The sequence below is a fragment of the Paenibacillus sp. JT22N7 genome, from assembly GCF_059383875.1.
Map to the genome: position 1 here is coordinate 199,543 of NZ_JBXENY010000009.1, position 19,008 is coordinate 218,550.

At 47.1% G+C, this 19,008-nt stretch carries 22 protein-coding genes; all 22 read right to left on the reverse strand.

Features of this window, described 5'->3' with window-relative positions; translation table 11 throughout:
- Positions 1-3: 3 nt before the first annotated feature.
- Positions 4-876: a MinD/ParA family protein gene (locus tag AC50Y5_RS23490; protein ID WP_494863954.1), complete on the reverse strand. Its 873-nt coding sequence runs from the start codon at positions 874-876 to the stop codon at positions 4-6.
- Complete coding sequence (flhF, locus tag AC50Y5_RS23495; RefSeq protein WP_056038204.1) at positions 869-2,095, reverse strand: flagellar biosynthesis GTPase FlhF; 1,227 nt, start codon at positions 2,093-2,095, stop codon at positions 869-871. Before flhF ends, AC50Y5_RS23490 begins: the two co-directional genes overlap by 8 nt.
- Complete coding sequence (gene flhA, locus AC50Y5_RS23500; RefSeq protein ID WP_494863955.1) at positions 2,092-4,125, reverse strand: flagellar biosynthesis protein FlhA; 2,034 nt, start codon at positions 4,123-4,125, stop codon at positions 2,092-2,094. The genes flhF and flhA overlap by 4 nt, the downstream gene beginning before the upstream one ends.
- 21 nt (positions 4,126-4,146) lie before the next feature.
- Complete coding sequence (gene flhB, locus AC50Y5_RS23505) at positions 4,147-5,238, reverse strand: flagellar biosynthesis protein FlhB (protein ID WP_056039068.1); 1,092 nt, start codon at positions 5,236-5,238, stop codon at positions 4,147-4,149.
- A gap of 20 nt (positions 5,239-5,258) precedes the next feature.
- Positions 5,259-6,047, reverse strand: a complete 789-nt coding sequence (gene fliR, locus AC50Y5_RS23510) for a flagellar biosynthetic protein FliR (protein WP_494863956.1) — start codon at positions 6,045-6,047, stop codon at positions 5,259-5,261.
- 15 nt (positions 6,048-6,062) lie between these two features.
- Positions 6,063-6,332, reverse strand: a complete 270-nt coding sequence (fliQ, locus tag AC50Y5_RS23515; protein ID WP_056038213.1) for a flagellar biosynthesis protein FliQ — start codon at positions 6,330-6,332, stop codon at positions 6,063-6,065.
- 23 nt (positions 6,333-6,355) lie between these two features.
- Positions 6,356-7,111 carry a flagellar type III secretion system pore protein FliP gene (gene fliP, locus AC50Y5_RS23520; protein WP_056039070.1) on the reverse strand — a complete coding sequence of 252 codons (756 nt, stop codon included), beginning with the start codon at positions 7,109-7,111 and terminating at the stop codon, positions 6,356-6,358.
- Positions 7,101-7,733, reverse strand: a complete 633-nt coding sequence (locus tag AC50Y5_RS23525; protein WP_494863957.1) for a flagellar biosynthetic protein FliO — start codon at positions 7,731-7,733, stop codon at positions 7,101-7,103. The genes fliP and AC50Y5_RS23525 overlap by 11 nt, the downstream gene beginning before the upstream one ends.
- A gap of 12 nt (positions 7,734-7,745) precedes the next feature.
- Complete coding sequence (locus AC50Y5_RS23530; RefSeq protein ID WP_046230724.1) at positions 7,746-8,108, reverse strand: response regulator; 363 nt, start codon at positions 8,106-8,108, stop codon at positions 7,746-7,748.
- A 22-nt stretch (positions 8,109-8,130) separates the two neighbouring features.
- The gene (fliY, locus tag AC50Y5_RS23535) at positions 8,131-9,351 is read right to left on the reverse strand and encodes a flagellar motor switch phosphatase FliY (protein WP_056038219.1); all 1,221 of its coding nucleotides are present in this window, start codon (positions 9,349-9,351) and stop codon (positions 8,131-8,133) included.
- Complete coding sequence (gene fliM / locus AC50Y5_RS23540) at positions 9,341-10,342, reverse strand: flagellar motor switch protein FliM (protein WP_056038221.1); 1,002 nt, start codon at positions 10,340-10,342, stop codon at positions 9,341-9,343. The genes fliY and fliM overlap by 11 nt, the downstream gene beginning before the upstream one ends.
- Before the next feature lie 38 nt (positions 10,343-10,380).
- The gene (locus AC50Y5_RS23545) at positions 10,381-10,845 is read right to left on the reverse strand and encodes a flagellar basal body-associated FliL family protein (RefSeq protein ID WP_056038224.1); all 465 of its coding nucleotides are present in this window, start codon (positions 10,843-10,845) and stop codon (positions 10,381-10,383) included.
- 2 nt (positions 10,846-10,847) lie between these two features.
- The gene (locus AC50Y5_RS23550; RefSeq protein WP_056038226.1) at positions 10,848-11,069 is read right to left on the reverse strand and encodes a flagellar FlbD family protein; all 222 of its coding nucleotides are present in this window, start codon (positions 11,067-11,069) and stop codon (positions 10,848-10,850) included.
- Between the two features lie 62 nt (positions 11,070-11,131).
- Entirely contained in the window at positions 11,132-11,950 is an 819-nt protein-coding gene (gene flgG / locus AC50Y5_RS23555) for a flagellar basal body rod protein FlgG (RefSeq protein ID WP_056038230.1), read from the reverse strand.
- Between the two features lie 94 nt (positions 11,951-12,044).
- Positions 12,045-12,422 (reverse strand): TIGR02530 family flagellar biosynthesis protein, encoded by a 378-nt coding sequence (locus AC50Y5_RS23560; protein ID WP_056038235.1) that lies wholly within the window; start codon positions 12,420-12,422, stop codon positions 12,045-12,047.
- The gene (locus AC50Y5_RS23565; protein WP_063892604.1) at positions 12,419-12,967 is read right to left on the reverse strand and encodes a flagellar hook capping FlgD N-terminal domain-containing protein; all 549 of its coding nucleotides are present in this window, start codon (positions 12,965-12,967) and stop codon (positions 12,419-12,421) included. Before AC50Y5_RS23565 ends, AC50Y5_RS23560 begins: the two co-directional genes overlap by 4 nt.
- Before the next feature lie 49 nt (positions 12,968-13,016).
- Positions 13,017-14,417, reverse strand: a complete 1,401-nt coding sequence (locus AC50Y5_RS23570) for a flagellar hook-length control protein FliK (protein WP_494863958.1) — start codon at positions 14,415-14,417, stop codon at positions 13,017-13,019.
- Positions 14,418-14,434: 17 nt separating this feature from the next.
- A complete protein-coding gene (locus tag AC50Y5_RS23575) occupies positions 14,435-15,346 on the reverse strand; it encodes a MotE family protein (RefSeq protein ID WP_056038241.1) in 912 nt (303 codons plus the stop codon).
- A 39-nt stretch (positions 15,347-15,385) separates the two neighbouring features.
- Positions 15,386-15,832: a flagellar export protein FliJ gene (fliJ, locus tag AC50Y5_RS23580; protein WP_056038243.1), complete on the reverse strand. Its 447-nt coding sequence runs from the start codon at positions 15,830-15,832 to the stop codon at positions 15,386-15,388.
- A gap of 8 nt (positions 15,833-15,840) precedes the next feature.
- Positions 15,841-17,166 (reverse strand): flagellar protein export ATPase FliI, encoded by a 1,326-nt coding sequence (fliI, locus tag AC50Y5_RS23585; RefSeq protein ID WP_056038246.1) that lies wholly within the window; start codon positions 17,164-17,166, stop codon positions 15,841-15,843.
- Complete coding sequence (locus AC50Y5_RS23590) at positions 17,156-18,004, reverse strand: FliH/SctL family protein (RefSeq protein ID WP_327204929.1); 849 nt, start codon at positions 18,002-18,004, stop codon at positions 17,156-17,158. Before AC50Y5_RS23590 ends, fliI begins: the two co-directional genes overlap by 11 nt.
- Complete coding sequence (fliG, locus tag AC50Y5_RS23595; protein ID WP_046230712.1) at positions 17,988-19,001, reverse strand: flagellar motor switch protein FliG; 1,014 nt, start codon at positions 18,999-19,001, stop codon at positions 17,988-17,990. Before fliG ends, AC50Y5_RS23590 begins: the two co-directional genes overlap by 17 nt.
- Positions 19,002-19,008 lie beyond the last annotated feature (7 nt).

Sequence of the window (19,008 nt, forward strand, 5' to 3'; positions counted from 1 at the left end):
GGACTATCTCGTTAGCTTGAATAATTTATGCAAGAATCCCTTTACACCGTTTTTAGCATCAGATTCCGGCCTCTTTATTTCTAGAAAACGAACTGCAATTTCATGCATAGCTTTCGATGCTTCACTGCTTGGATAAGCGATGGTGAAGGGAATCTGGCGTTTTACCGCCTTGCCTACATGAGCATCATCGGGTACGAGCCCGAGAAATGGCAAGGAGGCTTCTAGGAAGCGCTCGGCAGCCAAATTGATTTTATCTGCTGTCAATCGGCCTTCCCGCTTGCTGTCTGTCCGATTGACGATAAGTCTGAAATTCGGATGGATGCCCATTGCTTTTACCATTTTTATTAAGGCATATGCATCGGTTATAGAGGTCGGCTCTGGCGTCGTTACAACGATCGTTTCCTGTGCTGCGGCGATAAATTTCGCCGTTTCCTTGGAAAGTCCTGCACCAGTATCAAACACGATGACATCGTACAGCCCTTGAAGCTTTGAAACCTGCTCTGTGAACAAGGTCAGCTCTTTCTCTGACAGCTCCAGCAAATCTTTAATTCCCGATCCGCCTGCAATAAAATGCAGTCCTTCAGGCCCTTCCTGAACGACATCCCAGATCGTTTTGTCCTGCTTGAACAAATGATATAAATGGTAGGAGGAGCGCACGCCCATCAGTATATCGATGTTCGCCATGCCAATATCAACATCAAAAACGAGAACCTTCTGACCAAGCTTCTGAAGCATCAGCGCAAAATTGAGACTAAAGTTGGACTTTCCAACGCCGCCCTTGCCGCTGGTGACAGCTATAATGCGCGTTTCGCGCTTGCCGCCTTCGCTGCTGCTTGCCTTTACCATATGTCGCAGCGCTTCGGCTTGATCATTCATCGTCCGCTTCCCCCAGCAAATCATTCATATAAGCAGCAGCGTTAAAGCGATCAATGTCATCCGGCACCGTCTGCCCTCTTGCCACATAAGTCGGCGTTAAACCGAACTTCATCACAAGGTTAAAAATAGAGCCATACACCGCCGTTTCATCCTGCTTCGTAAACAACACCTTCTCGATGCCGTATTTCACAAAGTTTCCGGCTACTGACGTCATATCTTTCGTTTTGCCGGTAAGGCTCAGCACAAGCACCGTTTCATTGCGGTCATGCGATTGAAGCAGGCTGTTTACTTCTGATACATTTAGCTCATTGCGGAAGTTGCGGCCAGCCGTATCCATATAGATGAGCTCTCTATCTTCGAGCTGCTTGAATGCCTTCGGCAAATCCATAGGAGAAAAAACAACCTCCAGCGGAATGTTTAAAATATTAGCGTACGTTCTAAGCTGGTCAACGGCAGCAATTCGGTACGTATCTGATGTAATGAAGCCTACTTTTTTGTTATGCTTAATCGTTTGATTAGCCGCAAGCTTAGCAATCGTTGTCGTTTTGCCTACGCCCGTCGGACCAACAAAATGAACGATTCTGGCCTGCTCATCGATCATGCCAGCTGCATAAGGGGCCATCCATTCGAGCAGTTGCCGTTTGGCAAGCTCCCACACTTGCGTACGTGTCAATGGCTCCCTTTGCTGCCCTTCCTGCTCAGAGATGATCGCCATAAGCTGGTCGATCCATTCCACTTCGAGCTCCTGCTCTTGAAGGCGGTCATGAAGGGCTTGTGCAGCTTCTGATAATGAGTTTCCCGCTTTTTGCGAAGAAAGCTGCAGAAGGGATTGCTTAATCCCTTTAATTTCATCCATCAGCTGATCGTTGACTGGAGAAGCCGCCGCAACTGGCGCAGGCCTTGCCGGCGGCTCAACCGTAGCTGTAGCAGCAGCGGTTGCCGCTGCTGCACGCTGCTGCTTCTGCATCGTCTCCGTAATGGCAGCCATTACGGCACTGACATCATCCGGCGCCTTGCGCTTCTGCGGCGGATTTTCCGGAGCCGCTGCATTCGACTCGATAGCGGCAATAACTTCCATCTTCTTTTTGCGGAACATGCCCATGAAGCCGCCGACTTTGACTTCTTTCGTATTCAATATAACGGCATCCTTGCCAAGATCGCTTCGAATCATCGGCAGCGCTTCGGGAAGGGCATTGACTACATAACGTTTCACTCTCATAAATTCACCACCCCTACGCTCTGAACTTCAACGTTAGGTTCAAGCTCACTATAAGAAATGACCGGAACCTCCTGCATCGTCCGTTCCACAATCTGGCGCAAATACATGCGGATTGTAGGGGAAGTGAGCACAACAGGCTGCTGTCCGGACTGAATTTGCCGGGTCACCTGCTCATTCAGCTTGGAATAAATTTGTTGAGTGACGATCGGGTCAAGCGCAATGTAACTTCCCTGATCGGTCTGCTGTACGGACTCAGCGATTTTCTTCTCCATCGCCGGACCGACTGTAATCACTTTAAGCTTGTCTCCCGTTGCTGCAAACTGCTGGGTAATTTGCCTTGACAGCGCCTGTCTGACATATTCCGTCAGCACATCGGGATCTTTCGTGTAATGTCCGTGATCAGCCAACGTTTCAAAAATGGTCACCAGATCGCGGATCGAAACTTTTTCACGAAGCAGCTTGGCAAGCACTTTTTGCAAATCGCCAATGGATAGTACAGCAGGAATGAGATCGTCGATAAGCGCTGGATACGATTCCTTGACATTTTCTATAAGCGCCTTCGTCTCTTGACGGCCGAGCAATTCATGCGCATGACGCTTAATAATTTCTGTCAAATGCGTAGCGACAACCGAAGGCGGATCTACGACGGTATAACCCGACATTTCCGCTCTTTCCTTCATCTGCTCGTCAATCCAAATGGCTGGCAGTCCGAATGCCGGCTCTGTTGTTTCAATACCAAGTACCGATTCATCATCGAAGCCTGGGCTCATTGCCAAATAATGATTGAGCAGAAGCTCGCCTTTCGCAACGGTATTCCCTTTAATTTTAACGACGTATTCATTGGGCCTCAGTTGAATATTGTCGCGGATCCGAATGACTGGAACGACTAGCCCCAGCTCAAGCGCGCATTGCCTTCTGATCATAATGATACGATCCAGCAAATCTCCGCCCTGCTGCGTGTCTGCCAGTGGAATCAGACCGTAGCCAAATTCGAACTCGATTGGGTCCACCTGCAGCAAGCCAATGACACTTTCCGGATTACGAACCTCTTCAATTTGCTGCTCTTCCACAAGCATCTCCTCTTGCTCCACTTGTTTCTCCTGCAGCTTTTTCATTCTCCATGCGCCAAATGCGAGCAATGCCGCAAAAGGGAGCGTGCGCATAACGCCGATTGGCGAAACGAGACCAAGCAAAGCTATTGTTCCTGCAACTATGTATAAAAGATTAGGGTATTTAAACAACTGTGCTGTCAAATCCTGTGCAAGATTGCCGTCCGATGCAGCTCTTGTAACGATCAAGCCTGCTGCTACCGAAATAAGCAATGCTGGAATTTGACTGACGAGACCATCCCCGATGGTTAATATCGAATACGTTTCGAGTGCCTCGGCAAAGGGAAAATCATGTACCGCCATCCCGATTATAAATCCGCCAACCAGGTTAATAATGAGAATGATAATGGATGCAATCGCATCCCCTTTTACAAACTTGCTGGCACCATCCATAGCTCCGTAGAAATCTGCTTCTCTTTCAATCTTGGAACGCCGGTCCCGTGCCTGCTGTTCATTAATGAGTCCCGCATTTAAGTCGGCATCAATACTCATTTGCTTGCCGGGCATCGCATCGAGGGTAAACCTTGCTGCTACCTCGGCAACCCGCTCAGAACCCTTCGTAATAACGATGAACTGAACGACGACGAGAATAAGGAAGACGATAAACCCGATTGCGATTTGCCCGCCGCCCACCCATCTACCGAATGTTGCGACAACTTCCCCCGCTTCCGCATGCTGCAAAATGTTTCGGGTGGTAGAAATGTTGAGTGCTAATCGGAATAAGGTCGTAACAAGCAAAACTGCGGGAAAGATGGAAAACTCCAGCGCTTCCTTCGTATTCATCGCAATAAGCATTATCATTAAAGCGATGGAAATATTCAGAATAAGCAAAATATCCAGCAAAAGAATAGGGATGGGAATAACCATCATGAGCACGATGCCTATGATCCCGATTAACACGATAAGATCTTTTGGTTTCATGACGCTTCCTCCTCCCTTAAATTACGATGATTTGACACGGCCTTTCAGCTTGTAAACGTATGCGAGCACCTCCGCCACAGCCTGGAACAAATCTGCCGGTATGGCATCTCCGATTTCGGCGCGTTCGTATAATGCTCTGGCAAGCGGCTTATTTTCCATCGTAATAACGCCGTGCTCTTTGGCGATTTCCCTAATGCGCAGCGCCACATGATCCATACCTTTGGCAATAATAACGGGCGCCTCCATATTAGAGGAATCATATTTCAAGGCGATTGCAAAGTGCGTCGGGTTGGTAATGACGACATCTGCATTCGGGATTTGCTGCATCATCCGCTGGATGGCCATTCTCCGCTGCTTTTCTCGGATGCGGCCTTTAACGAGCGGATCACCCTCTGATTTCTTATGCTCGTCCTTAATGTCCTGCTTGGACATCTTCATGCTTTTCTCCTGCTCGTACTTCTGATACAAATAATCCGCAAAGGCGAGTATAACAAGCGCAGCACCAATTTTGATCCCCATGCTGACCGTCAGGCCAGCTGCAAAGGCGAAAATTTGCTCAACAGACAGGTCCGAAAGAGAAAGCAGCCGGCTCCAATCGCTTGCAATCGTCTGGTATACGAGCACTCCAATAATCAGCAGCTTGAGCAAGCTTTTAAGCATTTCAACAATAGAGCGCATGGAGAAGATCTGTTTCAATCCTTGGAGCGGATTTAGCTTGCTGATCTTCATCTTAAGCGGCTCTCCTGTAAGCAAGAAGCCAAATTGCGCAACGTTACCGATAATGCCTACTAAAATAGCTACCGAAAATATAGGCAGTAAAAAGATGAGCATTTCGGTTACGAGCGTACCGAACAAGTTAAAAACATTTTCAGACGTAAGCTCCATAAGCAGCCAATTTTCGAAAATATCATCAAACATATTCATAATTCGCTGCTTGTAAAAGCCGCCAAACATCGCAAAGCCAGCAAACGTAAACAGCAAAATCAAGGAGCTGGGAAAGTCAGCCGATTTGGCTACCTGACCCTTCTTACGCGATTCCGAGCGTTTTTTGGGCGTCGCTTTCTCCGTCTTCTCTTGGCTGAACAGCTGCAGGTCGAGCTTTAAGCGGTACATTTGCACGATTACAGCCTCCTTTACCCGTCCGGCCCTTTGAAAATGGCGAATAGCTGCTCCAAGTTGTCAAACATGATGGCAATGAGCCGCTCATACAGACCAGTTAGCCCCGGCATAAGCAGTACGAGCAAAATCGTCCCGATAATAAGCTTAAGCGGTATCCCAATTACGAAAACATTGTATTGAGGCGCTGTTTTGGCTAAAAATGCCAGTCCGACATCCGTCAGAAACATAGCAATTACTAGCGGAGCTGCGACCTGTAAAGCTAGCAAAAACGTATTTCCAACGGCTTTCGTTAAAAACTCGCTAATGCTGCCACTGCTGATTCTCGCAAAAAAGTCTCCAGCAAGCGGCATCCATTTGTAACTGTCCATGAGCCCTCGAAGCAAGTAGTGATGACCGTTCAAGGAGAAAAAAATGACAATAAGCATCATGTATTTAAAATTACCTAGCAATGGCACGGAAGTACCCGTCAATGGGTTGACGACGTTCGCCATCGCAAAACCAATTTGCAAATCCATTAATGCCCCTGCCGTCTGCACGACTACGAAAAACAAATACACCACGAAGCCGAATAGCAGGCCTATCAATATTTCCTGTACGACATAAAGCACGTAGCTGGCATCTGTCGCTACCGTCTGATTAATGCCATACGTGAGATACACGATAAAAGAAATAAAAAAACTTAAACCGATTTTCGCAATATTCGGCATCATTTTCCCCGAAAACATCGGAGCTACGACGAAAAATGATGTAATTCGACAAAAAATCAACAAAAAAATAGGAAAACCTTGCTCGATAAGCTCCATCGCTGCGATTCACGCCTATCCGATATATTTATGCAGGTTGTTCAGCAGATTATAAGTGAAATCGACGATCGTATTTAGAATCCACGGCCCGAACAAAACAACGGATGCAAAAACCGCTACAATTTTCGGAACAAATGCTAAGGTTTGCTCTTGTATCTGGGTAGTCGCCTGAAAAATACTGACCAAGAGCCCAACAACGAGAGCAATAAGAAGCATTGGAGCACTGCTTTTTAGTACGGTAAATACAGCCTCGCTGGCCAGACCGATAATAAAATCGGCGCTCATTGAACATCCCCCCTATACAGTCGTCAGGTATTAAAGCTTAATAACAAGGATTTGACTATCAAATACCAGCCATCTACCATGACGAACAGCAAGAGCTTGAACGGCAATGAAATCATTACTGGCGGAAGCATCATCATCCCCATCGCCATTAACGTACTGGATACAATCATATCAATAACGAGAAACGGTATGAATATAAGGAAGCCCATTTGAAAAGCTGTCTTGATTTCACTAATCGCATACGCCGGAATCAAAACCGTCAATGGGATATCCTCGTAAGTTTTCGGCTTTTCCGTCTTCGTATAATCCATAAACAGCTTTAAATCCTTCTCTCTCGTCTGCTTGAACATAAACGCCTTCATCGGTACAGACGCTTTCTCGAAAGCTGCTGTTTGGGAAATTTCCCCTTTCAAATATGGCTGCAAAGCTACCTCATTTACTTGAGAGAAGGTAGGGGCCATAATAAAAAAGGTTAAAAACATAGCAAGTCCGATTAGTACCTGGTTCGGCGGCATCATCTGCGTACCGAGCGATGTACGAACGAAGCTAAGCACGATAATAATGCGTGTAAAGCTGGTCATCAATACTAGAATAGCAGGCGCTATGCTTAGCACGGTAATCAGCAGCAAAATTGATAACGCGCTCGGGTTCGGCTGATCGCTGCCCGTGTTGCCAAAGTTAATTTCTACGTTCGGCAGCGGTTCAGCAAAAGCATGCGATTGAAATATTAAACCGGCTAACTGCACCGCAACAAGAGCTATCCACCATTTATTTTTCATGATCATCATTCAACCGTTCATTAGGGTTAGGGTCTTTGAGGAGTGCTTCGAGCTGCTGCTTGCGATCCGCCTGACGATTCATCTTGTCTTTGAGGACATTCTGAAACGATGAAGCGTCGTTCCACTGTTCATTCTGCGGTTCCTGCTCGCCAGAGCCTTGACGAAAGCGTGATATTAAGCCCGTCAAAGTACTCGGCGACCAGCCACCTTGCACTTGCCTCTCCATTGCCTCAATAATCGCCTCAGCTTGCTTCTCATCATCAATCTTGTCCAATAGGGTAATGTTTTCTCCAACCCCTACAACATATAGACGGCCTGACAGCTCCACAACTTGAAGCGAATGATTTTGACCTAAGGAAATGCCCCCGAGCGAACGAAGCGAACGATTTGTTCCTCCGAACGCCCGGTTGCGCCGCGAGAGCCATTTAATAACAACAATGATGAGTCCAATAATAAGGAGTAGAGAAAAAATAACCCATACTACACTGCCTGCCATGTTGGACGAACTAGTGTATGGCAATTCAGGCTGGCTCGTCTGAACTGCTTCCGCTAAAGCGGCGGCAGGCAGAACGGCCATTCCTGAAAACAATAAAAGCGTTACACGAGCTTTAAGTTTGACCATCGCATACAACCGTTAGCCCAGCGTTTTCTTGATTGCTTCAATAACACGGTCCGCTTGGAAAGGCTTAACGATGAAATCTTTCGCTCCAGCTTGAATGGCGTCAATAACCATTGCTTGCTGTCCCATTGCAGAGCACATAATGACTTTTGCATTCGGGTCGATTTTTTTAACTTCTTTCAGTGCTGCAATGCCGTCCATCTCAGGCATCGTGATATCCATCGTAATCAGGTCTGGCTTAAGCTCCTTGAATTTCTCCACCGCTTGTGCGCCATCAGGTGCTTCACCAACTACTTCGTAGCCGTTTTTGGATAAAATATCGCGGATCATCATGCGCATAAATGCTGCGTCGTCTACGATTAGAATACGGTTTGCCATCTTTTTTCTTCCTCCTAGGATGCTATTGTAATTTTTGAATTCGGTCCCATTGGCTTACGATATCGGTTACACGTACGCCGAAGTTCTCATCGATAACGACAACCTCGCCTTTTGCGATCAGCTTGTTGTTAACCAGAATGTCTACAGGCTCACCAGCAAGCTTGTCCAGCTCGATAACAGACCCTTGCGACAATTCCAAAATATCTTTAATCTGCTTCTGGGTCCTTCCTAATTCTACGGTAACCTTCAGTGGTATGTCGAGCAGTAAATTGAGGTTCGTCTCTTCGCCTTGAATATATGGCGCATTATTGAAATTAGCAAACTGCACAGGCTGAACATTCACATTGCGATTGGCTGCATGGCCATATGTATTCGGGCCAGGCGGCTGCATCATCGGCGCTTCATTATATCCCGCTGGCGGTTGTTGTTCTTGCTTCTGCAACGATGGAGCCGCAGGCTGCGCAGGAGCACTTTGTGGCGCTTGCGGAGCCACTGGCGGCGCTTCTACTACTGGAGGTGCTTCAACTGCTGCAGCAGTCTCTTCAACCGTCTCTTCGCCCATAAGAATAGCTACCATTTGCTTTGCAAAAGAAACAGGCAGTAGCTGCATAATTGTCGAATCTATCAAATCTCCAATTTTAAGCCGGAAAGAAATTTTGATGAATACATCTACCGGAGGCAGATGTCCCATTCCCCCACCGTTGTCTACATCGAGAATATCGATGCCTGGCGGCGATATATTAACAAAACGATTGAAAATGGTTGACATCGACGTTGCAGATGACCCCATCATTTGATTCATCGCTTCCTGAACGGCGCTAATATGAATTTCATTGAGCTCTTCTTCTGTAGGATTGCCTGAGCCGCCGAGCATCAAATCGGCAATAATTTGTGCGTCTCTCGTCTTAATGACAAGCGAATTTATGCCTTGGAAGCCATCTACATATTGAACACTTACAGCAACATGAGGCTTTGGAAATTCATCTGCCAGCTGATCTCTGCGAATAAAGGTAACTTCCGGCGTTGTAATATCCACCTTCACGCCTAGCAATGTAGACAAGGCAGTTGCTGCGCTTCCGAACGTAATGTTACCAATTTCGCCAAGCGCGTCCTGTTCCATAGCTGAGAGGAAATCTGATAACTGAACATCATCGGCAGATGGCTGTTCAGCATCCGTACTGCCAGAAGATTGATTTAGTAACGCATCAATTTCCTCCTGCGACAAATAATCTTTACTCGTCATATTCTTCTCCCGCTCCTTCGTTCACAACTTCATCAAGCTGAATAGCCAACCGATCTTTCACGGAGCCTGGACTGCCGATGAACTTCAATTTATCGCCTACCTTGATATGCAGGCCTTCCCCTACTGGCTTGTTGAGTGAAATGACATCTCCTACATTAAGACCAAGAAACTCCTGAATCGTAATGGAAGATTCACCAAGCTCGGCAACAATCGGCAGCTTCGCTTTGCTTACGCGCTGCTCCAGCATTTCAACTTCCTCTGGAATACGCTCCTTTTTCTGCGAAACGAACCAATGATGCGCCGACAAACGAGGCATAACGGGCTCAATGACAACATGGGGAATACAAAGATTGATCATCCCCGTCGTTTCACCGATTTTCGTACTTAAGGATATAAGCGCGATTGTTTCATTCGGTGATACGATCTGCATAAATTGAGGATTCGTCTCAAGTGCTTCCAGCCGTGGTGATATATCAATGATTGTTTTCCACGCCTCTTGCAAACTCTCAAACGTCCGGCTAAAAATCTTTTCCATAATAATCGTTTCGATTTCAGTCAAGTTATTGATTTTGGAAGGCGCAACGCCTTGCCCGCCAAGCATACGATCCAGCATCGCGTAAGCGATATTTGGATGCACCTCCATCACCATGCGTCCTTCAAGCGGCTCCGCCTCAAAAATATTCAATATCGTCATCTTCGGAATCGAACGAATAAACTCATCATAAGGAAGCTGCTCGACCTGAACTACACTGATTTGAACGAAAGTACGAAGCTGCGCTGAGAAATAGGTTGTCAAATATCGCGCGAAGTTCTCGTGTATGCGAGTCAAGCTGCGAATATGATCCTTCGAAAATCGAACAGCACGTTTGAAATCATAAACTCTGACTTTTTTCGTTACTTCTTCCTTTTTTAAATCCTCGGCATCCATCTCGCCAGAATTAAGGGCCGCCAGCAGCGCATCTATCTCATTTTGCGATAAAACATCAACCAAATTTTCTCACCCCCTTCAAGGAATGTCGCCAACCAGCATTAAATGTTGGTCATGATAAAAGCTGTTATTTCTACCTTGACCAGCTTCTGCTTTTTATCCAAAATTGGATTAATTTCATTAAGCAGCTTCGATTCCAGCAGATCCTCGCCTTTAGAGCCATTCAGCTCTTCAGCCGTCATATCTGCAAGCGCCCGGTTAATAATAGGCTTAACTTCAATTTCGATGATTTTATCAAAATCTTCCTTCGTCTTCTTGCTGTCCAGCTGGAAAGCGAAGCTAACGACAACGACTTTGTTCGAATCTTTCAAGTTGCGCTTAAATTCTTTAAGCTCAGACGTTACTTCTACACGCTCATCGGCGGTAAGATGCTTGACTTCAACCTCTTTGTTTGTTGAACCATCAGTTGTACTTCCCATAATTTTCGGCCACATAATCACAACCACAACGGCAATCAATACAATCGACAGCAGTATAGTTACTAACCATGGCAACATTTTTTTCATCTCTATGGACCCTCCGTCTGTTCACTCTTCTGGGCCGCCGCATATACGCCGATCGTACGAAGATAGTTCTGGATCAGCAGCAAAAGCTCCTCCGAGCTTTCTACCACTATGAATTTTTTACCAGTGGTCAAGGTAATAATGGTATCGGGCACTTCCTCCACCACTTCAATCAACAGAGCATTGATCATGAGCTTAGTACCATTAATACGAGTCACTGTAATCATAAACTGCCCCCTCACATCGCGGGGGAGGCGCTATGGCCCCCCACCTGCGTTATGCCTAACGATTATCGTTTCAGGTTGACAACCTCTTGCAAAATTTCATCGGAAGTCGTGATAATACGTGAATTCGCTTGGAAGCCGCGCTGAGCCACGATCATTTCTGTAAACTCGCCTGTCAGGTCAACGTTTGACATTTCAAGCTGTCCGGCCACGATTGCGCCCGTTCCAAGCTCTGCATCTCCAGCGACCGTTCTGTAAGCCTCAATGTCTCCATCTGGGTTAGCATTGTTGGTCATTCTGTACAAATTGCCTCCCATTTTCTCGAGTCCACTTGGGTTAATGACTTTGACTACACCAATCTGCGCGACTTCTTCTGTTGCATCCGCCGTAACACCTGTAATCGTCCCATCTTGCCCGATTGTGAAGGAGGTGACCTCTGCTGGCAAAGTAATAATACCACCACCACTATCTAATACAAACAACCCGTTTGCGTTTACAAGCTGTCGGTTCGCATCGAGCACAAAGTTGCCGGCTCTTGTCAAAAATGATTCTTCACCATCTGCTGCGGTAACTAGAAAAAATCCATCGCCATCAATGCGAAGATCGGTCGGTTGGTTTGTAGTCATTGCGCTTCCTGGCGTATGAACGGTATCAATAGAAGCAATGCTGACACCAAGTCCGATCTGCTTCGCATTCACACCACCCTGCTCGCCTTCTACCGGAGCGGTAACACCTGCTGTTGTTTGGCTCAAAATATCGCTGAACATGACGCGGCCGCCTTTAAAACCCACCGTATTAACGTTCGCAATATTGTTACCGATGACATCCAGCTTCGTTTGGAAGCCGCGCATACCTGACACACCCGAGTACATTGATCTTAGCATAGTATTTAAGCCCTCCTAATTTAGGTTTATCCTTTTGGTTAGTTGGCTGCCTCTGTCGGTCAGCAGCCTGAAGAGCCTCCGTATTGGTCCGGCTCTAGCTTAAAATAACGGCGCTGTCTATATGCGTGAATACATTGCTTTGCATTTGCTTGCCATCCATTGCAGTAACTACTGTACGGCTAGGCACATTCACGATCATCGCAATATCTTTAAAAACGATTAAAGAGTCAATGGCGCCTTTGGATGCCGCTTCGTCCACAGCATTCACAATTTTCGTTAATGAATCCGCTTGAAGCTGAATGCCTCGCTGCTTCATCCGAACTTCAGCATGATGGCTGAATTTTAATACTTTCGAATCCAGCAAATCTTGAAATTCGCTAGGCTGCTGGGATTTTGCCCCCACCGTCTTCGCATTGTTTAAGGGCGAAGATTTAAGCGGAAAATAATGCCCAATCTTTACGCTGTCGCTCATGAGGTTTGTTCCTCCCCGCTGTCAGCAGCGGATTCTTCATCAGGCGTTTCAGCATCCCCAGCACTTTCAGCTGAAGCATCCGTTACAGGCTCCTCCGTCTCTGCCGGAGTCTGATCAGAAATCGTAACGATATCACTTACTTTAATCATCGTGTTATCTTCAAACTTGGCATACAATACCCCGTCTGTTGCTACAATCGACTTTACAACATCCGTATACATGACGGTGCTACCTTTATCATCAAGCTCCTGCCATGTTACGCTTTTGCCAATCATTGTAGATGCACTGCCGATGTCCGAGTTCAGCTGTGTAAGCTGCTTATTCATATTCATCAGCTGCTCGACTGAAGTGAACTGCGCCATTTGGGCAATAAACTCCGTGTTGCTCTGCGGGCTTAATGGATCCTGATTTTTAAGCTGTGTGACGAGCAATTCGAGAAACGCGTCCTTACTTAGCGATGTTTTATCATCCTCGGTCTTTCCTGCTGTTTTAACGTTTGCCTGATCATAATTCGGCCAGACCACTTTATTCGTAACGACTGCCAATTCCATCACCTCCATCCCGCAAATGATTGCTTAAGTCCATAACATCCTTTTAGACTGTAGCGTTAACCGCCCGTCCGTAGCCCATATCCTGAATGGCAATTTGCTCGATTACATCTGCTTCAAAAGCAGCTTCATCCGCTCTGCTTCCGCCCTTGCCGTTGTTGTTTCGATTCGTAAATTGTTGATTGGAGCCTTGTCCCTGTTGGCCATTAGACAGCTCTGATGCAGCTTGCCCCTGGGTCACTTCAAGCTTGTCAATCGTTAAGCCTTGGGATTGCAATGCCAGTCTCAATTGCGACATTTGGTTATCCAGCATATCTTTCGCCATGACCGTATCCGTATGGAATAGTGCCGTCAACTGGCCGTTTTGCATCGTGATCCGAACATCGACCTGGCCCAGCTGTTCAGGGAACAGCATGATTTTAGCTTCGTGCTTGCCATTTAATGAAGAAATATCAAACTTCTGCACGATAAGCCCCGTCATGGATTCCGCAAATTCGTCTGCTAATACGTAAGGCTGGGCGACTGCTCTCGCTGCCACGCTACTCGTTGCCTGCTTAAGCGAATGAGAAAAGTTTGCATTTAAATTGCCGGCCAGAACGGACTCATCATCGGCTGTATCTGCCGTTTCTTCAACCAATGTATCAGCTGATAAAGCTTCTGCCACTGCGCTTTTCAGGGCAATTGTATGCTGGGATTGCTGATTCAAACGCTGAAGCCATGCTGCTGTTTGCTGTGGAGCAGCCTCGCCTGCTGCAGCTGGTTCAAATATCGCTTGAACATTGCTGTTATTACGCTCGGCCGTGCCTGCTTCCTTCTGCTTTTGCAGCAGTTTCTGCAAAGCTTCCAGCTGCTGTCCAATCAACTGCGATGGCTCTTGCTGCTGAACGCGTTTCGCAGATCCCTGCTCAAGCACATTAGCCAGCTGAATCAACGCATTTTCCAAATCATGCTTCACAAGCGCAATTTGTGCTTTCACTGCCTCATGTCCATTGCCTGCATCTGCTGCTTGAACAACTTCCTCTGAGGATAGCTGCTCATCAGGCTGCTTCAAAGTGAGAAGCGGGGAACCTAGCAGTGCTAGTAAAGCCTGCATTTGCTCCAGCATCGCTTGCAAATCTGCCAATTGGGCTTGTGCAGCCTCATCCGTGTCCGCAGTATCCAATTCATCCATTTGCTCTAGCAGTCCATCAATAGCCGCAAGCAAATCCTGATTGTTCGTTTCTCCGAGCAAGCCAGCTGTATTGAGAGTAGTCATCCGAATCGTTCCGAGTGCTGCTGCATCCGCAGTGTTCGCAGTTGCTGCTGTGCCTGCTCCCGCTTGGCCATTATTCAATTGACCATTCAGCGTTTGAGCAAAAGCCGCATCTCCCGTTCCCTTCGCTTGGGCATTTCCGCCAGTGGAAGGAGCCGCCGGCTGCGAAGCTGCTGGTGATGATAAAACATCCATTTATTTTCACCTCCCCTCTATTTACCCGCCATCAGCTTCGAAACGATCTGAGCTGTAACTTTATCATTCAATGTCGACATCTCGCCAACGATATTGGATCTTGTTGTATCATCTACCGCATTCAAAATACGCAGCACCTTGCTGGCACTTACGTCAGACATCGTCATCAGCAGTTTGGCCGCACTTTTCGCATCCATAGCTGCAAATGTTGCTCCTAGCTGCGTCGAATCCAGTGTCGAAGACGTTGTAGTCGTTGTCGCTGTAGTCGACTGGGCATTTTTGAGCTGCGATTGCAGTGCCGCAATTTGCAAGTCTTTCGCCGAAACGGTATCCTTCAGCTTCAGCGTTGCATCAGCCGCTGTTTTCGGCGTCATTTTCTCCAAAATTTTCACACGATCATTTGGAGCCATCGCATCGAGTACAAGCACCATTTCATCAAGCGACATGCTTTCTAAAATGGGTGCGGCCTTATTCGGTGCAATTCGTGCATACATGCTGGCGAGCTCTTTAATTTTGGCCGTGTATGCCTCATCTTCAAGCGCCTGTGTTGCATTTGACTTCTTCAACTGCTCAATTTGGCTTTTCAAGCTTGCAATTTCTTTTTCCTGATCCGTTTTAAGAGTGGACGTTTCCGTCAGCTGGCCCTCTTTCTCCGTCAGTTGAGCTTGCAGCTCGGAAATTTTACGAGTCATATTTTCTGCCTTGAGCGTTTCATCTGTGCTTTCACCGCCAGTTGACTGCGGATTCGGCAGCACATCTTTGAGCAATGGAATCGAATTTCCGACGGTGAGCGCCTGATTTCGCATATCGCTATTAAGAAGGATCAGCAATATGCCCAGCACAACAATCGTAAACAACACCGGGGTCATAAAAAACATGGCCCGCTCAAATCCACTATATCCTTGTTTCTCCACATCTGTATCTGCCACTGATTTCACTCCCTCTAGCCTTGCGCTGCAGCCGGATATTTACGGCACGCTTACCATGAAACGGACAGTTGCCATTTCATCCAACTCGTTTTGCTCCTTAAGCTGCATCGCATACCGGAAACGTTCCTTCTCGTTATCCTTTGCCTTCAACCATACTTTCTCGTCCTGCATTTTATCCGAAAGCTTGATCCGATTTTGCTCGACGACCTTTTGCGCCCGCTTCACTTCAAGCCGTTTTGCTTCAATACAGGAGTCCAAATAATCCACATATTGTTGAATGGTCTGAAGCTCAGCCAAAGAAACGCCGGATTGCGAAGACTGATGCTGCTTCTGCTCCCATTCTGCACGGCTTTCACGCAATTGCTCGACGGTCAACTCGGCAGCCTGCAGCTCTCCAATGGAAGAGGACAGTATCCATTCTGCCTGCGTTTTTTCACTTGTCTTCAGATCAACGATTTTTTGGTAGGAATAACGAAATGCTCCCATTCAACGCTTCATCTCCTGTAAAAATCAATTATTAGCCGCTCCTGAGCTTCTTCCAAGGTGACTTTTTCATTTGTTTTTTGTCTCGTGAACTGATGAATCGAATCAATGAATTGCATCGCCAAATCAATTTCTTCATTAGAACCGCGTTGGTACGCCCCAATATTTATAAGGTCTTCCGAATCTTTATAAATAGATAATAGGCGCTTCAACTGATTAGCCGCATCCTGCTGCTCCTCCGTAATAATTTCTTTCATAACCCGGCTCACGGATTGCAAGACATCAATGGCTGGAAAATGTCCTTTATGCGCAAGATGCCGGCTCAGAACGATATGGCCATCCAAAATCCCCCGGACTGCATCCGCAATAGGTTCATTCATATCATCCCCATCTACTAGAACGGTGTAGAACGCGGTGATTGAGCCTTTTGGACCAGTTCCTGCTCGTTCTAGCAATTTAGGCAAATTCGCAAATACGGAAGGCGTATATCCTCTCGTTGCAGGTGGCTCGCCGATCGCCAGACCTACTTCACGAAGTGCCATAGCGTAACGTGTAACGGAGTCCATCATAAGCATGACGTTCAGACCACGATCGCGAAAATATTCAGCAATGGAGGTGGCGATTAGTGCCCCCTTCATCCGAATGAGTGCTGGCTGGTCCGAGGTAGCGACAATGACGACCGAACGGGCTAAGCCTTCAGGTCCCAAGTCCTTCTCAATAAACTCTAGTACTTCACGACCACGCTCGCCGATTAATGCAATGACGTTGACGTCGGCCGAGGTGTTTCGGGCAATCATGCCGAGCAGGGTACTTTTCCCTACCCCAGATCCGGCAAATATACCTACACGCTGGCCTCTGCCAACCGTCAGCAAACCGTCGATAGCTCTAACGCCAATGCCCAGCGGCTCCAGAACACGAGGACGCATAAGCGGATTGCTTGGTTCATTATGAGTAGAATAATGCTGCATTCGGCTTGGTAAAAAAGACCCATCAAGCGGCTGGCCGAGGCCATCCAGCACTTTTCCAAGCAGCTCGGAGCCTACCTGCACACTAAGCGGCTTGCCTGTTCCTACAACATCACAGCCTGAGCTGATGGAGTGCAAATCGCCCAGCGGCATTAGAATAACTTTATTGTTCCGAAAGCCTACAACCTCAGCCTTAATCGGCTTTGCCGCTTTATTCGGATAGATATAGCACACATCACCGATACTTGCATCTGGCCCTTCCGATTCAACGGTAAGCCCGATGACCTGGGTGACCTTTCCATTCACACGTATGGGATCAATTGCCTGCAAATGCTCGACATATTTGCCCGCCTGCAATGAACTATTGCTCATCAGCCTGTCCTCGCTCGTCCCTTGATTGATGAGCGAACTGGACCAGCTCGCGTTTTAATTCTGACAGCTGTGTATCGATACGGGCATCAATGCTTCCGTATGCGGAACGAATAACGCAGCCAAAATCTTTAACCGTCGCATCCGGCAAAATTTGCAGCTCGGCTTGCGAGTCGACTGCCAAATTCAGCTCTTCTTGCGCAGCTTGGACGAAAGCCAACTGACCAGGTGCGACGCACAGCGTAATAACACCTTGCTCGCGTCTTCTTGCAAGCGATTTTTTAATTAATTCAATGACCATTTCTGGAGCTTGCTCCAGCTGTTGGCCGATTACCTTTTCCGCTACCGCGCAGCTTAGTTCCACCAAAAACGGTTCCGCTTCCTGAATGATCTGCTCACGCATTGAATAAGCGGAAGATAAAATCGCATTCGCTTCGAACAGCTTTTGCTCCCATTCCTGCTTGGCTAGCATATTCGCTTGCTCGATGCCTTCCGCAAAACCACGTTCATAGCCTTCGCTGCGGGCAGCTTCTGTCGTCGCTTCATCCTCGAGTCTTTTTTCCAACCACCAGGCTTCCACATTCGCTTCAGCCTCGGTCAGCATTTGCTCGCATTGAGCTCCCGTTTCCCGCAATCGTTCTTCTGCAAACTGCCTGGCATCAGCAATAATTTGATCCCGCAGCGTAATCGTTTCTTCATCAGGCTGTTCTTCCTCTGGAGCTTCAGCTTCACCATTCGCATCTGCTGCGAGTGCTGCATGCTTGTTCTTCCAGTAAAGCTCTCTTAGTTGATCGATAGAAACAACGCTTGTGGATTTAATCAAATTAGACAATGATATCATCTCCTCCGCCACGGGCGATAATGATTTCACCTGATTCCTCTAATCTGCGAATCGTTGCGACAATACGGGTCTGCGCCTCCTCTACATCACGCAATCGGACTGGACCCATAAACTCCATTTCTTCCTTGAATGTTTCCGCCATGCGCTTCGACATGTTTTGGAAAATGGCATCCCGCACTTCTTCGCTAGCGACTTTAAGCGCAAGCTGCAAATCGGCATTTTCGATATCGCGGATAATCCGCTGAATCGAACGATTGTCGATGTTGACGATATCTTCGAAGACGAACATCCGCTTCTTGATTTCTTCTGCAAGTTCAGGATCTTGAATTTCCAGAGAATCAAGAATGGTGCGTTCCGTACCGCGGTCAACACCGTTCAAAATTTGAACGATAGAGTCGATACCGCCAGCATTTGTGTAATCTTGAGTGACGGTAGCTGAAAGCTTCTGCTCCAGCACACGCTCCACCTGCGATATAACTTCCGGTGAAGTGCTGTCCATGAGCGCAATCCTTCTTGCAACTTCCGCCTGCTTTTCTTGTGGAAGAGAGGACAAAATGTGCGAAGATTGCTCCGATTGGAGATAGGACAACACGAGTGCAATCGTCTGAGAGTTCTCGTTTTGAATAAAGTTGAGTATTTGCATCGGTTCTGCTTTGCGGGCAAAGTCGAATGGCCGTACTTGCAAAGTAGCAGTCAATCGATTTATTACTTCTGCCGCTTTGCTCTCACCTAGCGCCTTCTCCAAAATATCTCTGGCATAAGTAATACCGCCTTGCGAAATATATTCCTGAGCTACACAGATTTGATTGAACTCTCCTAAAATCGTTTCACGCTCTGAGCTGTCCACTTTACGCACATTGGCTATTTCAAGAGTTAACTGTTCAATTTCATCTTCTCTTAAATGTTTAAAAATTTGAGCTGACACTTCGGGACCTAGTGTAATTAGCAGTATTGCCGCTTTCTGCCTTCCGGTTAGCCCATTCATCGATTTACTCATGCAAACG